At 43.3% G+C, this 22,613-nt stretch carries 19 protein-coding genes and 1 tRNA gene; 9 read left to right on the forward strand and 11 right to left on the reverse strand.

The features are described from left to right. Positions 1–156 precede the first annotated feature (156 nt). The 3 genes from greA to carA form a co-directional block, all read right to left on the reverse strand. Positions 157–633 (reverse strand): transcription elongation factor GreA, encoded by a 477-nt coding sequence (gene greA / locus FTU45_RS07660; protein WP_005097724.1) that lies wholly within the window; start codon positions 631–633, stop codon positions 157–159. 92 nt (positions 634–725) lie between these two features. Continuing rightward, a complete protein-coding gene (carB, locus tag FTU45_RS07665; protein ID WP_005097722.1) occupies positions 726–3,956 on the reverse strand; it encodes a carbamoyl-phosphate synthase large subunit in 3,231 nt (1,076 codons plus the stop codon). A gap of 13 nt (positions 3,957–3,969) precedes the next feature. After that, positions 3,970–5,109 carry a glutamine-hydrolyzing carbamoyl-phosphate synthase small subunit gene (gene carA / locus FTU45_RS07670; protein ID WP_005097721.1) on the reverse strand — a complete coding sequence of 380 codons (1,140 nt, stop codon included), beginning with the start codon at positions 5,107–5,109 and terminating at the stop codon, positions 3,970–3,972. A gap of 308 nt (positions 5,110–5,417) precedes the next feature. Between carA and FTU45_RS07675 the strand changes: the two genes are divergently transcribed. Together FTU45_RS07675 and FTU45_RS07680 are read left to right on the forward strand one after the other, a co-directional pair. After that, positions 5,418–5,906 (forward strand): hypothetical protein, encoded by a 489-nt coding sequence (locus FTU45_RS07675; RefSeq protein ID WP_005097720.1) that lies wholly within the window; start codon positions 5,418–5,420, stop codon positions 5,904–5,906. Between the two features lie 101 nt (positions 5,907–6,007). Next, positions 6,008–6,232, forward strand: coding sequence for a hypothetical protein (locus tag FTU45_RS07680; RefSeq protein WP_005169862.1), 225 nt, complete (start codon positions 6,008–6,010; stop codon positions 6,230–6,232). A 155-nt stretch (positions 6,233–6,387) separates the two neighbouring features. On the opposite strand, the gene FTU45_RS07685 is transcribed toward FTU45_RS07680, so the two are convergent. Together FTU45_RS07685 and yhbY are read right to left on the reverse strand one after the other, a co-directional pair. Further along, positions 6,388–6,927: a DOMON-like domain-containing protein gene (locus tag FTU45_RS07685; RefSeq protein ID WP_005169863.1), complete on the reverse strand. Its 540-nt coding sequence runs from the start codon at positions 6,925–6,927 to the stop codon at positions 6,388–6,390. 11 nt (positions 6,928–6,938) lie between these two features. Beyond that, complete coding sequence (yhbY, locus tag FTU45_RS07690) at positions 6,939–7,262, reverse strand: ribosome assembly RNA-binding protein YhbY (RefSeq protein WP_005097716.1); 324 nt, start codon at positions 7,260–7,262, stop codon at positions 6,939–6,941. A gap of 195 nt (positions 7,263–7,457) precedes the next feature. Between yhbY and rlmE the strand changes: the two genes are divergently transcribed. The 4 genes from rlmE to FTU45_RS07710 all read left to right on the forward strand — a co-directional run bounded on the left by rlmE (position 7,458) and on the right by FTU45_RS07710 (position 11,574). Then, positions 7,458–8,108: a 23S rRNA (uridine(2552)-2'-O)-methyltransferase RlmE gene (gene rlmE / locus FTU45_RS07695; protein WP_005097715.1), complete on the forward strand. Its 651-nt coding sequence runs from the start codon at positions 7,458–7,460 to the stop codon at positions 8,106–8,108. Positions 8,109–8,240: 132 nt separating this feature from the next. Then, positions 8,241–10,130, forward strand: coding sequence for an ATP-dependent zinc metalloprotease FtsH (gene ftsH / locus FTU45_RS07700; RefSeq protein ID WP_100355633.1), 1,890 nt, complete (start codon positions 8,241–8,243; stop codon positions 10,128–10,130). 169 nt (positions 10,131–10,299) lie between these two features. Next, positions 10,300–11,151 (forward strand): dihydropteroate synthase, encoded by an 852-nt coding sequence (folP, locus tag FTU45_RS07705; RefSeq protein ID WP_159138239.1) that lies wholly within the window; start codon positions 10,300–10,302, stop codon positions 11,149–11,151. A gap of 108 nt (positions 11,152–11,259) precedes the next feature. Next, on the forward strand, positions 11,260–11,574 hold the full coding sequence (locus FTU45_RS07710; RefSeq protein WP_005169878.1) for a DUF5713 family protein: 315 nt from the start codon (positions 11,260–11,262) through the stop codon (positions 11,572–11,574). A gap of 32 nt (positions 11,575–11,606) precedes the next feature. On the opposite strand, the gene FTU45_RS07715 is transcribed toward FTU45_RS07710, so the two are convergent. The 3 genes from FTU45_RS07715 to FTU45_RS07725 all read right to left on the reverse strand — a co-directional run bounded on the left by FTU45_RS07715 (position 11,607) and on the right by FTU45_RS07725 (position 13,363). Next, positions 11,607–12,290 (reverse strand): hypothetical protein, encoded by a 684-nt coding sequence (locus FTU45_RS07715; protein ID WP_180076222.1) that lies wholly within the window; start codon positions 12,288–12,290, stop codon positions 11,607–11,609. A gap of 91 nt (positions 12,291–12,381) precedes the next feature. Beyond that, positions 12,382–12,467, reverse strand: a tRNA-Leu gene (locus tag FTU45_RS07720). A 167-nt stretch (positions 12,468–12,634) separates the two neighbouring features. After that, positions 12,635–13,363 (reverse strand): hypothetical protein, encoded by a 729-nt coding sequence (locus FTU45_RS07725; RefSeq protein WP_100534866.1) that lies wholly within the window; start codon positions 13,361–13,363, stop codon positions 12,635–12,637. Positions 13,364–13,537: 174 nt separating this feature from the next. Here FTU45_RS07725 and FTU45_RS07730 point away from each other — a divergent pair, with 174 nt between their 5' ends. Next, entirely contained in the window at positions 13,538–14,044 is a 507-nt protein-coding gene (locus FTU45_RS07730; RefSeq protein ID WP_074383395.1) for a hypothetical protein, read from the forward strand. Between the two features lie 52 nt (positions 14,045–14,096). Here the strand turns inward: FTU45_RS07730 and FTU45_RS07735 are convergent, their stop codons facing one another. The 3 genes from FTU45_RS07735 to FTU45_RS07745 all read right to left on the reverse strand — a co-directional run bounded on the left by FTU45_RS07735 (position 14,097) and on the right by FTU45_RS07745 (position 16,864). Next, positions 14,097–14,378 carry a hypothetical protein gene (locus FTU45_RS07735; RefSeq protein WP_180076241.1) on the reverse strand — a complete coding sequence of 94 codons (282 nt, stop codon included), beginning with the start codon at positions 14,376–14,378 and terminating at the stop codon, positions 14,097–14,099. Positions 14,379–14,424: 46 nt separating this feature from the next. Then, the gene (locus FTU45_RS07740; RefSeq protein WP_005097704.1) at positions 14,425–15,747 is read right to left on the reverse strand and encodes a hemolysin family protein; all 1,323 of its coding nucleotides are present in this window, start codon (positions 15,745–15,747) and stop codon (positions 14,425–14,427) included. A 127-nt stretch (positions 15,748–15,874) separates the two neighbouring features. Beyond that, a complete protein-coding gene (locus tag FTU45_RS07745) occupies positions 15,875–16,864 on the reverse strand; it encodes a LysR family transcriptional regulator (protein WP_005097703.1) in 990 nt (329 codons plus the stop codon). Between the two features lie 662 nt (positions 16,865–17,526). Between FTU45_RS07745 and FTU45_RS07750 the strand changes: the two genes are divergently transcribed. Next, complete coding sequence (locus FTU45_RS07750) at positions 17,527–19,128, forward strand: isocitrate lyase (RefSeq protein ID WP_005169883.1); 1,602 nt, start codon at positions 17,527–17,529, stop codon at positions 19,126–19,128. Positions 19,129–19,386: 258 nt separating this feature from the next. Further along, entirely contained in the window at positions 19,387–22,488 is a 3,102-nt protein-coding gene (locus FTU45_RS07755; protein WP_100534864.1) for a multidrug efflux RND transporter permease subunit, read from the forward strand. Positions 22,489–22,613 lie beyond the last annotated feature (125 nt).

A 22,613-nucleotide genomic window follows, 5' to 3' on the forward strand; every position in this document is an offset into this window, starting at 1 on the left:
CAAACCGCCAAGTGCATAGTAAAAAGCGTGTATGAAGCGATCATCCATTTTTTGTTATCTATTTTATTATTTGCTCATAAATTAAAGCTAAATCAATAGTTTTGCAATAAAAAACCCCTCAATTGAGGGGCTTTAATTGTTGTAAATATCTAAAGCTTAGATATATTCAACTTTCACAATTTCGTATTCAACTTCACCATTTGGTGTCGTAATTTTCACATCATCGCCTTCGTTTTTACCTAAAAGACCACGTGCAATTGGTGAGTTCACAGAGATCTTGTTGATCTTAAAGTCTGCTTCGTCATCGCCTACAATCTTGTAAGTTTTTTGCTCTTCAGTATCCAGGTTTTCAATTGTCACTGTCACACCAAAAACCACACGACCTGATTGCTCAAGTTCTTTCACATCAATGACCTGGCAAGCGCCCAGTTTCCCTTCGATGTCCTGAATACGGCCTTCACAGAAGCCTTGCTGTTCACGCGCTGCGTGATATTCTGCATTTTCTTTTAAGTCGCCGTGTTCACGTGCTTCCGCAATCGAAGCCGTGATACGAGGACGGTCAACGGTTTTCAGTTGATGTAATTCTTTCTCTAAGGCAATTTTGCCTTCAGGAGTCATAGGATAACGTTGCATGTTGTCCCTCAAAAGTCAGTTGAAAGATATAAAATCTATAAATAAAAAAAAGCCCGCCACCAAGAAGGTAGCGGGACTTCTTGGAAACTTAATTAACCTTTAGTTAGGTCTTGCAAGCGATATACATCCATTGGCAATTTGATTGCTAAAGCTTGGCATACAGCATCAGCACCGTTCAAGGTGGTCGTGTAATACACTTTACCTTGTAGCGCAGAGCGACGGATCGAGAACGAATCCTGCTGAGCCTGTTTACCTTCAGATGTATTGATAATGAGGTGAATTTCGCCATTTTTCAAGCGGTCCACAATATTAGGACGGCCTTCAGTTACTTTATTCACACGTTCACATGCAATACCCGCTTCAGTAATCACGCTGTATGTGCCACCCGTTGCAAGCAACTTGAAGCCATAGTCTACCAGTTGCTGAGCGATACGCGCGACATGCGGCTTATCTGAATCACGAACAGACAGGAATGCATGTTTTACTTCGCCTTCAGTTGGTTTACCTGGTAAGCGATCGTTCGAGCCTAATACAGCTTTATAGAACGCTTCACCAAATGATTTACCAACACCCATGACTTCGCCAGTCGATTTCATCTCAGGGCCAAGGATTGGGTCAACACCCGGGAATTTGTTGAATGGGAACACCGCTTCTTTTACAGAGAAGTGCTGAGGAATAATCTCTTTAGTGAATCCTTGAGATTCTAGAGATTGACCTGCCATACAACGTGCAGCAACTTTTGCTAAAGACTCACCGATACATTTAGAAACGAACGGTACAGTACGTGATGCACGTGGGTTCACTTCCAGAATGTAAACGTCAGTGCCTTTTACTGCAAACTGAACGTTCATCAAACCGATTACACCCAGTTCTTTTGCCATTGCAACAGTTTGACGGCGCATTTCGTCCTGTACTTCTTGAGAAAGCGAGTAAGGAGGAATCGAACATGCTGAGTCACCAGAGTGGATACCCGCTTGTTCAATGTGCTGCATGATACCGCCAATCACAACGTCTTTGCCGTCAGATACACAGTCCACGTCAACTTCGATCGCGTCATCAAGGAAGCGGTCAAGAAGAACCGGTGCTTCGTTTGATGCTTGAACTGCATCACGTAAGTAGCGTTTCAATTCGTCATCGTTATAGACGATTTCCATGGCACGACCGCCAAGAACGTATGATGGACGTACAACGAGTGGATAGCCAACTTTCGCTGCTTCAGCCATACCTTCTTCAGCAGATTTTACAATGCTGTTGTTCGGTTGACGAAGTTGCAGACGCTGAATCATTTGCTGGAAGCGTTCACGGTCTTCTGCACGGTCAATCGCGTCTGGAGATGTACCGATAATTGGCGCACCGGCTTCTTCCAAAGCACGAGCCAATTTCAAAGGTGTTTGACCACCGTACTGCACGATAATGCCTTTAGGCTTCTCGATACGTACGATTTCAAGCACATCTTCCAATGTGATTGGTTCGAAGTACAAACGGTCTGATGTGTCGTAATCTGTAGAAACCGTTTCAGGGTTACAGTTGACCATGATGGTTTCATAACCATCTTCACGCATTGCAAGCGCTGCGTGTACACAGCAGTAATCGAACTCGATGCCTTGACCAATACGGTTAGGTCCGCCACCAATCACCATGATCTTGTCACGCGTTGATGGATTTGCTTCACATTCTTCATCGTAAGTTGAGTACATGTATGCTGTATCAGATTCGAATTCTGCAGCACATGTATCGACACGTTTGTAAACAGGGGTTACGCCCAGGTTCCAACGGTGTTTACGGAATTGTTTTTGTGAAATGCCCATCAAGTCTGCAATACGAAGATCCGATAAACCTTTACGTTTGAAGCTGCGGATGTTGTCCGCGTTCAAATCACCAAAACCTAAAGATTTAATCTGTTCTTCAGTTTTAATGATGTCTTCGATTTGAATCAGGAACCAAGGGTCGATATTGGTTGCAGCAAATACTTCATCAAGTGTAAAGCCGTGACGGAATGCATCACCAATGAACCAGATGCGCTCAGGACCTGGCACTTTAAGTTCTTGAAGAATTTTATCTTTCGCACCTTCAGCACCGATTTCGATTTTTTCATCGAAGCCAGAAGCACCGACTTCAAGACCACGAAGCGCTTTTTGCATAGACTCCTGGAAGTTACGGCCAATGGCCATGACTTCACCGACAGATTTCATCTGAGTCGTCAAAGTTGCATCTGCTTGCGGGAATTTCTCGAAGTTGAAGCGAGGAATTTTCGTTACAACGTAGTCAATCGCAGGTTCGAATGAAGCCGGTGTTGTACCGCCCGTGATGTCATTTTTCAACTCATCAAGGGTATAACCTACAGCCAGTTTCGCCGCGATTTTCGCAATCGGGAAACCCGTTGCTTTAGATGCAAGGGCAGAAGAACGAGAAACACGTGGGTTCATCTCGATCACAACGATACGACCGTCTTTCGGGTTGATACCGAACTGAACGTTTGAACCGCCTGTTTCTACGCCAATTTCACGAAGTACGGCTAAAGATGCATTACGAAGTAACTGGAATTCTTTATCTGTCAGCGTTTGTGCAGGTGCAACAGTGATGGAGTCACCGGTGTGCACGCCCATTGGATCAAAGTTTTCAATGGTACAGACGATGATACAGTTGTCGTTTTTGTCACGAACAACTTCCATCTCGTATTCTTTCCAGCCAATTAAAGATTCATCAATCAATAACTGTTTGGTCGGAGAAAGATCGAAACCGCGTTCACAGATTTCAATGAACTCTTCACGGTTATATGCGATACCGCCGCCTGAACCACCCATCGTGAATGATGGACGGATAATCACAGGGAAGCCGAAGCGTGCTTGAATAGTTAAAGCTTCTTCCATTGACTCGGCAATATCTGCTTTTGGACATTCAAGACCAATTTTACGCATTGCCTGGTCGAAGAGTTTGCGGTCTTCAGCTTTTTCAATCGCTTCTTTGGTCGCGCCGATCAATTCAACATTGTATTTTTCTAGAATGCCGTGCTCATCAAGGGCAAGGGCACAGTTCAATGCAGTTTGACCGCCCATGGTGGGAAGAACTGCGTCTGGGCGTTCTTTCTCAATAATTTGTGCAACAGTTTGCCAGGTAATCGGTTCGATATACGTTGCGTCTGCCATTGCAGGATCGGTCATGATGGTCGCCGGATTCGAGTTGACCAAAATAACGCGGTAGCCTTCTTCACGAAGGGCTTTACATGCTTGAGCACCTGAGTAGTCAAACTCACATGCCTGACCGATGACAATCGGACCCGCACCAATAATTAAGATGCTTTTAATGTCAGTACGTTTAGCCATGATGCTTCCTTAATTACTTCTTAGATGCTTCGATAAGTTCGATGAAATGATCGAACAATGGTGCGCAGTCATGTGGACCAGGGCTTGCTTCAGGGTGACCCTGGAAGCTGAACGCAGGCTTGTCTGTGCGATGAATACCTTGGTTAGTACCATCAAACAGTGAGCGATGCGTTACACGCAATACATCCGGCAGGTTGCTTTCATCAACTGCGAAGCCGTGGTTTTGAGAAGTAATCATCACTGTACCATTTTCAAGGTTTTGCACAGGATGGTTGGCACCGTGGTGACCGTGAGGCATTTTTAGTGTTTTGGCGCCACTTGCAAGTGCAAGGATCTGGTGACCCAGACAGATACCAAATACTGGAATTTCAGTGGTTTCTACAATTGTTTTTACAGCTTCAATTGCGTAGTCACATGCAGCTGGATCGCCAGGGCCGTTCGACAGGAACACGCCATCTGGATTCAGAGCAAGTACGTCAGCAGCAGGAGTTTGCGCAGGCACCACAGTCAGTTTACAACCGCGGTCTGCGAGCATACGTAAGATGTTGGTTTTGACACCGTAATCGTATGCAACAACATGGAATTTAAGTTCAGGTTGAGAGAAACCTTTGCCTAATGCCCAAGAGCCTTCAGTCCACTCAAAGCCCTCAGGATCGCAACATTCTTTTGCCAGGTCTAAACCGTTTAAACCGCTAAAGGCACGTGCTTTTTCAAGCGCTTCTGCTTCAGTGATATTTTCGCCAGCAAGGATACAGCCATTTTGCGCACCTTTGTCACGTAGGATACGTGTCAATTTACGCGTGTCGATATCCGCAATTGCCACAACATTGTGTTGTACCAAATATTCAGCTAATGATTGGGTTGAACGGAAGTTACTGTGCAATAAAGGCAGGTCACGAATGATCAATCCGTTGGCCCAAACTTTATGAATACGACCTGATTCAGCGTCTTCTTCATTGCAGCCTGTGTTACCGATATGCGGGTAAGTCAGTGTCACAAGTTGCTGTGCATAACTCGGGTCAGTCAAAATTTCTTGATAGCCAGTCATGGCAGTGTTGAAAACGACTTCACCAGTCGTACTACCCGATGCGCCAATCGAAGTACCTTTAAAGATAGTTCCGTCGGCAAGGGCTAAAATTGCTGGGGTGCTCAAACCAAAGCTCCTGAAATTTAGGCTGTAAAAAAGCGAGAAGACGAAAAAAAAGGAAGGCTAATTTTTAAACCTACCCTCCTATGTCTGCTCGCTTGAACTTAACACGGCATTATACGCAGAATGATGCTTGAAGTCCAATGGCTTTGCAGCGAAAGTATAAGATAAATGCCTTGCTTTTTGAATGGAAGTCTGTTTTGTAAACAGGATGAAAAAATGTAAGCAATTAATAATTGTCAGACAAATCAAATCTTAAATTTTATCAAGTCTACTACTATAGCTCAGTCAATATAAAAATAGGAACAAGACAAATGACTACAGCATCAAAATCTACCCAATCCCAAAAAGCCAGCCCGAGCGTCGTGGCAGAAACTGCCGAGAAGCTTGAAAAAGTAGCAGTAGAGGCGAAAGATCAAGCACTTGAAAGCATCGAAGAAAGTAAAGAAAAGCTTGAAGTTGAAGCCAAGCAATTGACCGATACCGTACAGGAACAATTGCGCCAATTTAAGCAGGAGGTGTTGCAGCGAATTGACACTTTAAAGGAGCAGATCTTCGGTTCACAAAAAGAATTAACTGAATTGAAGAGCTTTATCAAAACAGAATTCAATGCAGTGATCGAAGACTTGTCCAGTCTGGGCAAGGAACTGAAAGAGGATGTCAGTCAGATTTCGACCAAACATAAAGAGCATTTGACCGATACCTTAAAACGTTCTAAAGACAGCACCATTGAAGTGCTGAAAAAAGTCAAGCCGGTAGTGAAAGCAGAAAGTTCAGACAAAAAGCCTGAGCTGAAAAGTTAAGCTGCGTTGAAAGGCTGCTCTTTAAAAGGAGAACAATCACATGTTCTCCTTTGTCTTTATGTAGCAAAACGGACTCACAATAATAATCAGAAGGGGTTACGATGCCACGGCATTATTTGGTAGGTGTGCTTGTTTTATTGATATTGATTATGCTGCTTAATCTGGAAAGCGGCTTGGGGCGCATACTTTATCTGGGTGTGATTGTGTTATGTTTGGGCGTACTGGGGCTGGTTTTGGGGACTGTTCTGCTCATGGTACTCACTTTTACTTTTATTCTTTATGCTGCAGTGAAAGCCATTCGGAGCCAGCATCAGTTACCTCATTAAAATGCTACTCTAAGATGTTCAAAAACAAGAAAATGCAAAATAACCATACACAGCTAACTACTTTGTCTAGAGACAAACAAAAACGTGAGACTTCAAGTCTCACGTTTTATCAGCCTATTACAGATTCAGACAGAGGATATACAGGTTTGATTGATTTAAAACACATGCAACCAGTCACGTTTATTATGAAAATCTGCCTGAGGACTACTATGCTGCATTGCGTAGTACTGGTCACCTTGCGAGGTTTTTAAAACAGCAGATAAACCCAGGAATAAGTTTTCCCATTTGAGTTTATGTGTTGCCATAAAATCGGTCAGATCCACACTGACATTGAGACCATAATGGGTACGTTTGAGCTGATTCAGTTCAATATCATCTGCAGCTTGTGGTGGCATATCTTCAGGATAGCGGTATTCTTCAAATTGATAAGCCTGCCAAGCCTGAGAAGGGGAGAGATTAATCTCACGATAAAAATCTTCACCCTGAACCCCAATAAAAATTTCAAAGCAGGTCTGTTCCCACAAGAAATCCTGACGGGGATGTGCAGCTACCATGTCTGGCCACAGGATGTAATGATTGGGATCGCGGATCCAGAAGCCCACATTTAAACTACATGGACCTTGCTGTTCAATGGCAGCAACCAGAGAGATGGCCTGAAAACGGCGATCAAATGCGCTAAGTTCGTAACTTGCCATAAGTCCTGTACTTAGTTAGACAAATGAGCGAAACGAACAAGATTGGACAATTTTTGGTTCTGTTTTGCCGCTTTCTTATAAAGAAGTGCAATTTTACCAATAGTTTGAACCACTTCAGCACCAGTCGCTTCTGAAATTTCAGCAATCAGCGCTGCACGCGCTTCACGATCTTCAGCGACAATTTTAACTTTAATCAGTTCGTGATCGTTTAAAGCACGCGCTAATTCTTCAATGACATTTTCCGTCAGACCTTTGTCACCTAGCATCACGACTGGGTTAAGTGTATGTCCGATTTGACGTAAACGCTTACGTTCCTGAATAGATAAAGCCGCCATGAGAGATAACCTGAATTTTAAAACGGCTTAGTATAGCAAAAGCAAAAAATAAACGCTGTAAATTATCAGGAAATAATCATATTCAATCTGTCCACGGAGAGAGCAAAAGCCTTAGATTTAGATACACATGTATACTGCAAAATAAGTCTTTTTCACGTACAATTAATAATAAGACATTTTTTTATTTAGAGAGTTATGGCTACACGCATTACCAACCAAAAGTTATCTAAAAGTAGTCGTGATTGGATGAGAGAGCATTTAGACGATCCTTATGTAAAAAAGGCACAAAAGGAAGGCTATCGTGCGCGTGCAGCATATAAGCTCTTAGAAATGCAAGAAAAGTATAAAATCATTAAACCTGGTATGACTGTGGTCGACCTGGGCGCAGCGCCAGGCAGCTGGTCACAGATTGCCGGTAAACTTGTTGGCGATAAGGGTTTATTGATTGCATCTGATATTTTACCAATGGATGCTTTACCAGATGTCACTTTTCTGCAAGGTGACTTCCGTGAAGAAGAAGTTTTCCAAAAACTGCTAGAAATTTTAGATGGTCGTACTGTAGACGTTGTAATTTCAGATATGGCCCCCAATACATCAGGTAATAAGGCTGTAGATCAACCGCGTCAGATTTACTTGTGTGAACTTGCACTGGATTTTGCCAATAAGGTGCTAGGCCCCAAAGGTCAATTTGTGGTAAAAGTTTTCCAAGGCTCAGGTTTTGATGAATTCCGTAAGCAAGTGGTTGATAGTTTTGATATTCTGAAAACATCTAAACCCTTGGCATCACGTGCTCGCTCTAAAGAAGTTTTCCTGATCGGGCAGGGACGCAAGAAGGCTTTAAAATAAGTCTACTTGCCAAGTCGTTAAAAATTGTGCATTTTGTACGTTTTCAGATAATTGTAAGTTAATTTACAGCTTAAGTATTAAGGTCACCCTGAACAGGGCATGATCAAATTAGATTGGAATGGGAATAAAGCTTTGAGCGATCTTTTTAAGAATGCCGTATTGTGGCTCGTAATACTGGGTGTGCTGGTGTTAATCTTCAGCAACGTCAGTGACCGCAATCAACCGACTACAATGAACTACTCAGAGTTTGTTGCCGCGGTCAATGCTGGCCAAATTAAACAAGTTGTTATTGACGGCGAAAGAATTCGTGGCGAAAAATCAAACGGTTCAGAGTTTGAAAGTATTCGTCCGGCAGTTCAGGATCCTGAGCTGATGCCAAGCCTCATTAAAAATAATGTTGTGGTCGAAGGTGAAGCACCACAACGTCAAGGCTTGCTCATGCAGTTGCTTATTGCAAGTTTCCCTGTGCTTTTAATCATTTTGTTATTCATGTTCTTTATGCGCAACATGGGTGGCGGTGCAGGTGGTAAAAACGGCCCAATGAGTTTTGGTAAGTCTAAAGCCAAAATGTTGTCTGAAGACCAGATTAAAGTCACTTTCGTCGATGTTGCCGGTTGTGATGAAGCCAAGCAAGAAGTGGTTGAAATTGTCGACTTCCTGAAAGACCCAACGAAATTTAAACGTCTCGGTGCAAGTATTCCACGTGGTGTTTTGATGGTCGGTCCTCCAGGTACAGGTAAAACCTTGCTTGCCAAAGCCATTGCCGGTGAAGCTAAAGTGCCATTCTTTAGTATTTCAGGTTCTGACTTCGTGGAAATGTTTGTGGGTGTTGGTGCATCGCGTGTGCGTGACATGTTCGAACAGGCAAAACGTCATGCACCATGTATCATCTTTATTGATGAGATTGATGCAGTCGGTCGTCACCGTGGTTCAGGTACAGGCGGTGGTCACGATGAACGTGAGCAGACGCTGAACCAGATGCTGGTGGAAATGGACGGCTTTGAAGGCAATGAAGGTATTATCGTGATTGCTGCAACCAACCGTGCAGATGTACTGGATAAAGCATTACTTCGTCCAGGCCGTTTTGACCGTCAAGTTGTGGTTGGTTTGCCAGACATCAAAGGTCGTGAACAAATCCTGAATGTGCATTTGAAAAAACTGCCTTCAGTCACAGGGGTCGACGTTAAAGTACTTGCACGTGGTACACCGGGCTTCTCGGGTGCGCAATTGGCCAACCTAGTGAATGAAGCTGCTTTATTTGCTGCACGCCGTAACAAGAATACTGTCGATATGCATGACTTCGAAGATGCAAAAGACAAACTGTATATGGGGCCTGAGCGTAAGTCGATGGTGCTGCGTGATGAAGAGCGTCGTGCGACGGCTTATCATGAAGCAGGTCATGCGATTGTTGCTGAAAGTTTGCCGGGTACAGACCCTGTGCATAAAGTCACCATTATGCCGCGTGGCTGGGCATTGGGCGTGACCTGGCAGCTACCTGAATTTGACCAAACCAGCCATTATAAAGACAAAATGTTGAATGAACTTTCTATTTTGTTTGGTGGTCGCATTGCAGAAGAAGTCTTCATTAACCAAATGTCGACAGGTGCTTCAAACGACTTCGAACGTGCAACTAAAATGGCACGTGCGATGGTGACCAAATACGGTATGTCTGACAAAATGGGCGTCATGGTCTATGAAGAAGATGCACAGCAATCGTTTATGGGTAGTATTGGCAGTCGCAGTATTTCTGAAACGACCCAGTTAGAAGTCGATCGTGAAATCCGTCGTATTCTGGATGAGCAATATAAAGTCGCACGCGATATCTTGGAAAGTAAAAAAGATGTTGCCCATGCGATGGTCAAAGCCTTGATGGAATGGGAAACTATTGATCGTGATCAAATCCGTGACATTATGGAAGGTCGTGAGCCTCAACCGCCAAAAGTCTATGTTGCAGAAAATCCTGTGATTGATGTAACCCCAGATGATGGCCCGTTAACGCCACCGCCATTGCCAGCCAACTAAGTTAAATAAAAAATCACCTTCGGGTGGTTTTTTTATGTCAGTCATTTTTATGATAATTTTCTGAATGCTATATTTAACTCAAAACTAATGGGCAAATGTCTTATCGAGCTTTGCTTTATTGCTCTATCCATAAGACAATATTCGAATTATTGTGAACGAGAATGGAAACATGCAGCTGATGCCTTTACGACCACATGTATGGACATTTGGTGAGTTAAAACTGGACTTATCTCAGCCGCATGTGATGGGAATTCTCAATGTCACCCCCGACTCATTTAGTGATGGTGGTCGGCATAATCAAAAAGAAGATGCAGTTGCACGTGCGCTGGAGATGATGGCTGAAGGTGCGACCGTAATTGATATCGGCGGGGAATCGACCCGTCCGGGTGCCGCTGTGGTAGACGTAGAGGAAGAGATCCGCCGCGTGGTGCCTGTGGTTGAAGCCTTGGCAAAACATGATGTTGTTCTCTCGATTGATACTTCACAACCAGAAGTGATTCGTGCAGCGGTTCAGGCCGGAGCGCATATCTGGAATGACGTCCGTGCGTTGACCCGCCCCAATGCCTTAGTAACGGCCGCTGAATTAAATATTCCGGTAATCATTATGCATATGCGTGGTGAGCCGACCACCATGAACAATCTGGATCAATATGAGGATGTCACTACCGAGGTGATTGGCGAACTATCTCAACGTGTTCAGGATGCCTTGGATGTAGGAGTAAAAGCCGAAAATATCATGATTGATCCGGGGTTTGGTTTTGCCAAGAATGCTCAGCAAAATCTCAAGCTGCTTCAAGAATTTTATAAATTGACAGAAATGGGTTATCCGATTTTATCTGCCTTATCACGTAAACGCTTTATTGGGGCTGTCTTAGATGGCGCAGAACCACAGGCGCGTGCGGTGGGTTCGGCAACAGCACATTTGCTCAGTATTCAGCAGGGCGCCTGTATGGTACGGGCACATGATGTGAAAGCGACAGCGGATGCGATTAGAGTCTGGCAAGCCATGCAGATGGCGTAGACATTGATGGCGGGAGAGTAAGCATCTGGCAATGTTGTTTGGCTTTCAGGCAACAATGTGCTATATAGGCACGCTTAGATTAAATTGTCATCTTTTAGAGTGCCTGTAATGTTTGCAGATTTACTTCTCCCCATGTTCGATGATGCGTATTATCCCGATATTCTGGTTGCTGAAATCAAACAGCACATCGAACATTTTGCCCAAAAAGTCGCTAAATCAGCTTTGTCAGATCAAGAAATTTACCAGCTTGCCCATCTGACCGTTGCTGATATTAATGCCATGAAACCGCAGTTTGAAGATCTGGATTCATCTCTGGATGATACCGCTGCAGATTATATTGCCGAAGCCATGATGATGGTGGTGCAAGAGCACGGGTTGTTCGAGATTGAAATGGAAGAGCTGATTACCAATCGTGAATGGTGATCGATAAAACCCTGCTACTGCAGGGTTTTTTATTATTTGTAGAAATAGTCTTTAAAACTTTTAAAGCGAATCGAGCTGAGTAATTTTTGCTCTTCATGCATGCATTGCTGATAAAGATTCTGGTAATAAGCTTGCAGATTTGACTGGTCCTGAATCGGTTGCGGTGTTTTGGATCTGGACTGTTGGTAGGCCCAAAAGGCCAGCTGCCGCAGTTTTTGCAGTTTGATCTGATCAATTGCACTACAAGAACTTTTAAATAAAGGTTCTAAGGTGACAGCGCCAAAAGAGGAAAGCGCTAAAATGATCATGCTGATGATCACCAGCATATCTGAATGAATTACATACAGATTCAGCAATAAAACCAGAAAAATCGGAATTTGCAGATACAGACAGTTCTGCAAACGCTGACTATAGGCTTTGGAGCTGAATTGTGCCTGATATTGTGCATACCAGATATAGGGATAAAGTAGGGCCATTAACATGATCAAGGTGACATTAAAGGCGATCGTGGCATTCTGGAAAAAATAATATTCCAGAAGTACTGAGCGGATGCTACAGGCCACGCAGATTAAAAGAGACAGTAAATTAATCGCGATCACAAACTGGAGATTTTGCAGGGCATTAAATTTGAAGCGGCTATAACGCAGCTTCAGGAAAAAAGCGTCTGGATGGCGTAATTGTAATGTGGCGAGATCGAAGTATTTTAATTCTGACATGAGGATTTCGCGCTAAAAGAATAAAATTCAGGCACAAAAAAACCAGCCTAATGCTGGGTTTTCTATTGCACCATTTTAATAAAGATTAAAATGGTGCCCGAGGCCAGACTCGAACTGGCACGCTTTGTGGGCGGGGGATTTTAAATCCCCTGTGTCTACCGATTTCACCACTCGGGCATGTGCGCAATAATAGAGGACGAAATAAAGCTTGGCAAGCACATTTCTAAATGATTGCTTTCTTTTCAAGCAATTCCGTGGCTTCTCTCTAAAAAATTAGCAGATCAATCTGTTTTTAAGGCCCCTTATTAGAAATATTCAAGATGGCTAATCAAAATAATAGAGCACTATGAGTTCTCGTCCAAATAACTGTCGACATCCAGATGCTTGATGGTTTTACAGTATTGATGCTCATGTTTCAGCAGTTGGATATATAACTCGGCATAGTGATTTAATTGCTGTTTTAGTTCGGCATGCTGAGGATGATTGTTTGAACAAAAACGTAATTTTAGTCGAAGCATACAGGTCTGTTTATAAGCCCAGAAGCAGATTCTACGTAATTGTTGCAACTGATAATGTTCAGTATTTTGGCTGTTTTCCCGGAACAAGTTTTCCCGATAAAAACGGATAAAGCCAAAGCTGACTCCAAAAAAGAATAAACTCCACATCAGCAGGCTACTTTGTACAAAAAACAGATTTAAGGTTTGTAGTATAATCACCACAGCCATCTTGATTGGGGTATGGCGTAATAACTGATATAGCGAATAAGAAGAATGCTGAACCTGTTGCAGAATTAAGGTGAGACTCAACATCAGGAACAACAGTATCGCCAAAATGGCATAACTTTGCGCCTGAAATTCGCTCACTTGCACAAAAGATTGCTTTATGACGTCACCGAACATCAAACTGACGGGAATAAAAATCATGGCCGCCAAGACCCAGGGAATCAAAAGCTTGGCTTTATCCCAGATCCCACGGATTTTGATCTGGCTATAGAACAGGTAATTGCCTTTAAATGCAGTCGGATACTGTTGTTGAAGTTGCTGCAGCAACAAAGTCACTTGGGTAGTGGGCATCATCCAGAGATTGATTCAGAAATAGACACAGGCACTATAGTCGATTTGACGCAGAATCACAGGACAAATCCATTTTCAGCGCTTATCATTGCTTTAATCACGAAGATTTTAGTTTTCTAGCCACGAATTATGCGAAAATAGCCGATTCAAGATTTATTTTTTTAAGGACAGTTTATGACTGATCAATCTCCTGAGGCGTTAAGCGACATCGAAATTTTAGACATCCTGCAAAGCATGAAAAAGGATGAACTAAATACTGAGGCGAAAGAAGTGATTCGTCAGGGTGGTAAAGCTGGTCGTCAGGAAGCGCATAAAGAAGCGTTAGTGGCATTGAATCAGTCATTTGAAGACAAATTTGTCGAAGCGGTATCTTTGGCTTTGGGCCTGAATACGGCACAAATCAAAAAAATCCGTTATAAAAAAGACCGCGTCCGTATTTTAAAAGCGCGCGGAATTGATTATATGGCGATTGATGGTGCTGAAACTGCACAGGTACTGTCACAAATTGCCCAAGCAATTGTGCGTGAAGACGCGATTGTTACCCATGACCTGCATAATATTTTCCCATTCTGGAAAGAAGGCTGGCCTATGGTGCAGTTCGACAATGCTTACAAGATTCTAGAAGATGATATCCAGATTCACTATCAAGCTGTTTTAGATGCATTGTTAACAAAGATCTAAGCACCTCAATAGATGTAAAAAAGCACCGTTAGGTGCTTTTTTATGATTGAATTTACTGGTTTGAATAAAACAAACTTAAAATAAAACTGATAGGAACGATAAATAGTCGTCCCCATAAAATCAAAGGTATGGCTAAATACTGTCCCCAACTCATGGTTCGGCCATAATGGCCACGGTGACGCTGGTAACCATAAGGGGTAATGATGCAAGCAAAAATCAATAAAATGATCGCTAAAAACAAAAACAGCGGATTTTGTTGTTGAGCAAAAAAGAAATAGATTAAATACAGTCCTGAATAAAAACTAAAACAAGCCAATAGCGCAGAAATGGACATCACTCTATCCTTATGATTTTTATTTTAAAATAGAAGAAGAATCAGATTATTCTGATTCTTCCTGAATTAATGGATTGATTTCAATGATCCGAGTCACCAGCAACTGGTCAATCTTGAAATGATCGACATCGACGACTTCAAATTTATAACCGGCATGAATGACGGTATCGGCAGGACGCGGAATTTTACGCAGCTTGAACATCATAAAACCAGCCAGTGTTTCGTAATTTTCCTCATCTGGCATTGAGTCGATTTCAAGCGCATGTTTCATGTCTTCAATTGGCGTGCTGCCTTCAATCAACCAGGAATTATTGTCACGCTTAATAATTTGCTGATCGGCTTCAATTGGTGTCACCCAGTCGCCCATTACAGTAATCATAATGTCGGAGAGGGTAATCACCCCAACCACCAGCGCATATTCATTAATGACGACGGCAAATTTTTCCTTGGTCGAGCGAAAACGGTCCAGAACTTCCGATAAAGTTAAAGTATCCGGAATGGTCAGGACATTACGGATGGTATTTTCATTTAACTGTAGCAGCGACTGGTTATTCAGAATCCGCACCAGAATATCTTTGGCATCGACATAGCCAATCACACTGTCGATGTCATTGCTACACACCAGAAACTTGGAATAGGGATATTCCGCCAGCTTTTGCCGAATACTTTCTTCTGGTTCATTTAAGGTAAAGAACACCACATTCTCACGGGTAGTCATACTCGAAGGTACATTACGCTCTTCCAGCTCGAATACATTTTCAATGAAATGATGTTCCTGTTTTTGCAGTACGCCAGCTTGTGCACCTGCATCCATCACTGCGGAAATATCATCAAAGGTAATATTATCATCACGAATGGTATTCACTTTAAACAGACGGAACAGCATGTTGGCAATAACATTAATGAGCCAGGCCAAAGGCTTACAGACTTTAATGAAAATCTGAATGGGTTCAATGACCGAGACTGCAATCTTTTCTGGCGCAATCATGGCCAAACGTTTCGGCATCAAGTCTGCAAATAGAATAAATAAAGAAGTGACGACAGTAAAGGAAAGTGCAAAGCTAATATTTTCAGCCCAAGGACCCTGGTAAAAGCGGGAAACAAAATTAAAAATATAAGGACGGAAGGCTCCTTCACCTAAAATACCGCCAAGAATGGCGACTGCATTTAAACCGATTTGAGAGGCTGCAAAGAAGTCAGCAGAATTTTCTTGTAGATCTAAAACTTTTTGAGCGCGATGTTCACCCGATTCAGCCAGAATTTTCAGTTTGACTTTACGGGCACCTGCGAGGGCGATTTCTGTTAAAGATAAAAAACCGGCCCCCGCGATGAGTATTAAGATAATCACGATATTTTGTAAGAGGCTCACAAATCCACCTGTGGATGAATAGTATCTTGGGATATTTTTAACACAAAAAAAGGCTTGAGGTGTAAAAACTACCTCTCAAGCCTTCAAAGTATAATCTTAAAAAATAAGAATTTAGAAGAATTTGAGTTTAATAGTGTGAAAATTGAGAATTATTGCTCAGGAATTCACGATTTTCTTCCTCAATCATTTGACGCGCAACATACAAAATCAGCTGACGTAACCAGCGATGTGCAGGGTGATGATGCAATAGAGGGCACCATGCCATTTTGAGTTCAAATTCGGGAATATAAAATGGTGGATCTTTCAGAATTAAATTATGATTCTTGGCTTGCAGGCGTGCGATCCGTGAAGGCAGGGTTGCCACCAGATCGACATTGGAGGCCAATAAGCCTGGCATTTGATAATGACGGGTAAAGACCGAGATTTTACGTTTCTGGCCAATACGTTCCAAAGCCTGATCGATCCAGCCTAAACCGGCCTGTTTCTCCGGGTTGACCCCAAAGCCGACACCCATACCGGTTTTAGAGACCCAGATATGCTGTGCATCCAGATAGCTTTTTAAGTTCAGGTTGGTTGCAGCCGGGTGTTTATTGTTTAATAAACAGGAAAAACTGTCACGCCAGACCAGAACCTGATGAAAACTTTGCGGTATTTCATTAAAACGGTTAATCGCCAGATCAACTTTGCCTTGTTCCATGTCGCGATAAGACACATCACTCGGGGTTAGAAAGTCCAAGACCACGTTCGGTGCTTCTGAACGTAAGGCTTTGACCAGCCGAGGAACCAGTGTCGCTTCGGCATAATCCGAGGTCATAATCCGGAAGACACGATTTGACGTATAAGGACGGAACTCGGTACGCGGTTCCAGAATCATGGACAAGTCAGCCAGCGCATCGCGGATACGTGGCTGTAACTCAAGTGCACGTTCTGTTGGTGTCATGCCTTCAGAAGAACGGATCAGGAGAGGATCATTAAATAAATTGCGTAATCGGCGTAAAATATTACTCATGGCAGGCTGGGTAACGCCCAATTGTTCGGCTGCACGGGTGACATTTTTTTCGCGAAGAAGTACATCAAGATAAATTAATAGATTGAGATCGACCCGCTCCAGATTCATAAAAGAAATACCGAGAATAAATACAAGAAATTATGCTGATTATGCCATAACTGCCGGGCTTTGTGTAAAGCGCCGATGAAAAAAAAGCCATGATAAAGCAGATAAAATCTAGGGAATTTATGCAGGTTTAAGCTGAATAATTAACGATTTTATTCGACTGAGTAGAAGCACGGGCTAAGCAAAGATTCAGTATTTTCATGTATGCAGATCAACAGCTCCATAACCAAGCTTTAAACTTTAAAAATACAGGTGTGAGTGCGTGAATAATTGCGTGAAAAGTATGCTATCTTGATAAATGCTTCAGCCTAAGAAATAATTCAAAATCATGATTATTTTTTAATAAAAGTGGATTTGAGCCAAGCCCAGACTTAAGTCTAATGAAGTATTTTTAAGCAGTATGAGTGAAAAACGATCAGTTTTATTTTAGTAAAATATAAAATAAAACAATATCTTATTTTAAAATCACAGGATTATACTAAGACTTTCATCTACTCATTTTTTAAATAAATACTGAAGATTCTTGCAGACTATTGGATTAATTTTCATAAGCCCACTAATCTTTAGCTATCCCAACGGACCGGCGAAAATCTAAACAAGTTACTGAGGGTGTGATTTGAACGGTTCGTTGCAGAAAAATCCTAATATTATTACAGGAAAATATCATGACTACATACCAAACAGCGATTGATGCAATCCGCGAATTGAAAGCGAAATTCGGTAACACTTGGGCAGACATCAGTCCTGAAGATGCTGCGCGTATGCAAATCCAAAACCGTTTCAAAACTGGTTTAGACATTGCGAAATATACCGCGGCAATTATGCGTCGTGATATGGCTGCTTATGATGCAGACTCTAGCAAATACACTCAATCATTAGGTTGCTGGCATGGTTTCATCGCACAACAAAAAATGATTGCCAACAAAAAATACTTCGGTACGACTGAACGTCGCTACATTTACCTTTCTGGTTGGATGGTTGCAGCACTTCGTTCAGAATTTGGTCCACTTCCTGACCAATCTATGCACGAAAAAACTTCTGTTCCTGCATTGATCGAAGAAATCTACACATTCTTACGTCAAGCTGACGCGAAAGAATTGAACGACTTGTTCCGTGCACTTAAAAAAGCACAAGAAGCAGGCGATACTGCTAAAGCAGCTGAATTGACTTCACAAATCGACAACTTCCAAACTCACGTTGTGCCAATTATTGCGGACATTGATGCGGGTTTCGGTAACGAAGAAGCGACTTATCTTTTAGCTAAGAAAATGATCGAAGCGGGTGCATGTGCACTACAAATCGAAAACCAGGTGTCTGACGCGAAACAATGTGGTCACCAAGCTGGTAAAGTAACTGTGCCACACGAAGACTTCATCGCGAAAATCCACGCACTTCGCTATGCATTCCTTGAAATGGGTCTTGACGACGGTATCATCGTTGCACGTACTGACTCTGAAGGTGCTGACCTGACTCAAAAAATCCCAGTGGTTAAAGAGCCAGGCGACATCGCTTCTCAATATATCAGCTACTTGGAAACATCTGAAATTGATATCGCTGATGCACAAGAAGATGAAATCCTGATCAAACGTGATGGCAAACTTCACCGTCCTAAACGTCTTGCTTCTGGCTTGTACCAGTTCCGTGAAGGCACGCAAATTGACCGCGTTGTACTTGACTGTGTAACCAGCTTGCAAAATGGTGCTGATCTTCTTTGGATCGAAACTGCGACACCAAACGTTGCTGAAATCGCTCACATGGTAAACCGTGTGAAAGAAACAGTTCCAAATGCGAAACTTGTATACAACAACTCACCTTCATTCAACTGGACGCTTAACTTCCGTCAACAAGCGTATGACCGTTGGGTTGCTGAAGGTAAAGACGTTTCTGCTTACGACCGTGCTAAGTTAATGAGCGCTGAGTACGATGCAACTGAACTGGCTGCTGAAGCTGACGAAAAAGTTCGTACCTTCCAAGCAGATGCTGCGCGTGAAGCGGGTGTGTTCCATCACTTGATCACACTTCCGACTTACCACACAGCTGCACTTTCTACGCATGAACTTGCTCAAGGTTACTTCGGTTCTGAAGGCATGTTGGCTTATGTTGCTGGCGTACAACGTAAAGAAATCCGCGGCGGTATCGCATGTGTTAAACACCAGGCAATGGCTGGTTCTGACATCGGTGATGACCACAAAGAAATCTTCGCTGGTGACAATGCATTGAAAGCTGGTGATGACGCTAAAAACACAATGAACCAGTTCAGTGCTTAATCTGCTGAATTGATTCACCAAAAAACCCTGCATCTGCAGGGTTTTTTATTTGGAAAAATGCTATTAATAAATAGGAAATGGCAACCTCAAGAAAGTATTCAAGTAAGATCATCCATAATTTCTCCATGATTGGTTTTTATCACAGTTATTATGTGTTTAATTCTTGCATTTTACTGCTATGTCACTGAATACTTAGATATAGCTTGCTCGTATTTGGTCTAAATTCATCCCTATTTAATTAAAAAGTGACTCGGACTTATGCTGTCTAAATTTTTTATCCACCGCCCGATCTTTGCTGGGGTATTGGCGATTGTCGTGATGGCGATTGGCCTGTTCGCAGTGATGAACCTGCCAGTGGAACGTTATCCGGATATTGCCCCGCCACGGATAACGGTGGCAGCAACCTATAGTGGCGCTTCTGCGGAAACTGTGGAAGAAAGCGTGACCCAGGTGCTGGAGCAGCAGATTAAAGGGATTGACCATTTACTGTATTTTAGTTCGAGTAGTGATTCTTCAGGGCGCAGCCGGGTCAGCATCAGCTTTGAAAATGGTACCGACCCCGATACAGCACAGGTTCAGGTACAAAATGCGATTAATGGGGTATTGAACCGTTTACCGGAAGATGTCCAACGCCAGGGCGTTAACGTGTTTAAATCTCTCGGCGATACCCATATGGTGATCAGCCTGTATGATGAGTCCGGCCGCAGTAACAATATTGAACTTTCTGATTACTTGATGACACATCTGGAGCAGGACATTTCCCGAATTGAAGGCATTGGTGAAGTCGATGTTTTTGGTTCTCAATATGCGATGCGGATCTGGCTGGATCCAGGAAAACTCAAACAGTATAAGCTGATGCCAAGCGATGTTCGTGCCGCCATTGAAGCTCAGAATACTCAGGTGGCTGCGGGCGCGATTGGGGATTTGCCGGCAGTGGATGAACAATACCTGAATGCTAAAGTCACCTCGGGTTCCCGTCTAAAAACCGTTGAAGAATTCCAGAATATTATTGTCAAATCGGATCGTGCCGGTAGTTTTATTTATTTAAAAGATATTGCACGGGTCGAACTTGGTGCTGAAAGTTATCAGTCTTATAGCACCAACAATGGTTATCCTTCGGCAGGTCTTGGGATTTCTCTGGCCTCAGGTGCCAATGCCATTGCCACCTCAAACTTGATTAAAGCTGAAGTTGCCCGTATTTCCCAGCAATTGCCCGAAGGCTATAAAATTGCCTATCCACGAGACAATACGCCCTTTGTACAAGAGTCGATTAAAGAGGTGGTCAAAACCCTGATCGAAGCGATCATTCTGGTTATCATGGTGATGTTCATTTTCTTGCAGAACTGGCGTGCCACCTTGATTCCTACCGTAACGGTGCCGGTGGTGATTTTGGGAACCATGGCAGTGCTGTATGCACTGGGCATGAGTATCAATACCTTAACCTTATTCGCTTTGGTTCTGGCTATTGGACTATTGGTTGATGATGCGATTGTGGTGGTAGAAAACGTGGAACGGCTGATGCATGAACAGCATTTGTCTGCCAAAGAGGCGGCGTTAGAGTCCATGCAGGAAATTAGTGGGGCATTGGTCGGAATTACCTTAGTTCTAACCGCAGTCTTTATTCCGATGGCGTTCTTTGGCGGTTCTACCGGGGTGATCTACCGACAGTTCTCCATCACTTTGGTTGCGGCCATGTCCTTATCCTTATTGGTGGCCTTGATTCTAACCCCAGCACTGTGTGCGCTCATTCTGAAACCGAATCCGAAACCGGCAAAATGGGCGGCATGGTTTAACCAGAAGCTGGATCATTTAAAGCATCGTTATCTGCATCTTTCCAAAGTCACGATTCAGCATCAGGTCATTTGTTTACTGCTTTTTGCCGGCTTGATCTGTGTCTTTGCACTGTTTTACCGTGCTTTGCCAACCAGTTTTTTGCCGAGTGAAGATCAGGGGATTTTAAGCCTGCAAATCAAAGTGCAGGAAGGTGCTCCGATGAAAAATACCATTCAGGTCGGAGAAGAGGTTCGTAAATATTTTCTGGATCAGGAACAGGCCAATGTCAGTCTGGTGATGATTCGTTATGGCCGCAATTTCTCGGGAACTGGCCAGAATCTGGCCACCGGTTTTGTGGCATTAAAACACTGGAATGAACGTTCCGGTCAGGACAATACCGCACCCGCGATTCGTGAACGGGCTTTGAAGCATTTTCAAAGTAACCCTAATGCACAAATCAACGTATCCATGCCCGCGTCAGTCAATGGTCTGGGACAAACCGATGGTCTGGATTTCTGGATTCGGGATATCAATGGTAATGGCCGGCAGTATCTGGAACAGCAATTTCAGGCACTGGAAGCTCAGGCTGGCAATTATGCAAGCTTTGAAAATCTGGGTAAACGTTCTAATCCTGAAAAAGCCGAACTACGCGTCAATATTGACCAAAAACAGGCCATGGCCAATGGTCTGACCCAAACGGCAATTAACAGCACCTTATCTAGCGCTTGGGGTGGCAGTTATATCAATGACTTTATTGATCGCGGCCGGATTAAACGGGTGATCATGCAGGGCGATGCCGAATTTCGTTCCAAGCCGGAAGATCTGGCACAATGGCATGTCCGCAATGACCAGAATCAAATGGTGCCTTTTAGTAACTTCTCGCAAGTGGACTGGAGTGGTGGTCCGGAAGTGGTCAACCGTTTCATGGGCTATACCGCACTACAGATGGAAGCAGATCGGGCTCAAGGCAGCAGCTCCGGTCAGGCCATGCAGGATGTAGAGGCGCTGATTGCTGAACAGGACGGTGTAGATGTGGTCTGGAGCGGTTTATCCTTTGAAGAAAAACAGTCCAATAATCAGGCCATCTGGCTGTATCTGATTTCGATAGGTTTTATTTTCCTGTGTCTGGCCGCATTGTATGAAAGCTGGAGTATTCCAACGGCGGTAATGTCAGCAATTCCTCTTGGTATTGGCGGCAATATTATTTTCAGTTATTTGGCTGGCTTCCCGAATGATATCTATTTCCAGATTGCCTTGCTGACCACCATTGGCTTGTCCTGTAAGAATGCCATTCTGATTGTGGAATTTGCTTCGCTGGCACAGCAACAGGGAAAATCGGTGGTGGAGGCAGCATTGGAAGGTGCTTCCCTGCGTCTGCGTCCGATCCTGATGACTTCCTTGGCTTTTGGCGCCGGAATTTTACCTTTGGTCTTTGCCACGGGAGCAGGTGCGGTAAGCCGTCAGGAAATTGGTGTCAGTGTATTCGGCGGCGTAATTTTTGGAACCGTGCTGGTGCTAATTTTTATTCCCTTTATGTATGTGATGATTCGAAGTTTAATGGCTAAAAAAGAACCGGTTGATTCATGATCGTGCGCTCAGAAAAACAATCCATAGCCTGACTCAATCCGGCTGTGATGATTTAGATGCACTGAGAGCAGGGGTAATGTTCGGAGGATGATGCTAAAATCCACGCCTTTGCGCTTATAACCATG

This window comes from Acinetobacter sp. YH12106, assembly GCF_013418995.1.
Classification (GTDB): domain Bacteria; phylum Pseudomonadota; class Gammaproteobacteria; order Pseudomonadales; family Moraxellaceae; genus Acinetobacter; species Acinetobacter pseudolwoffii.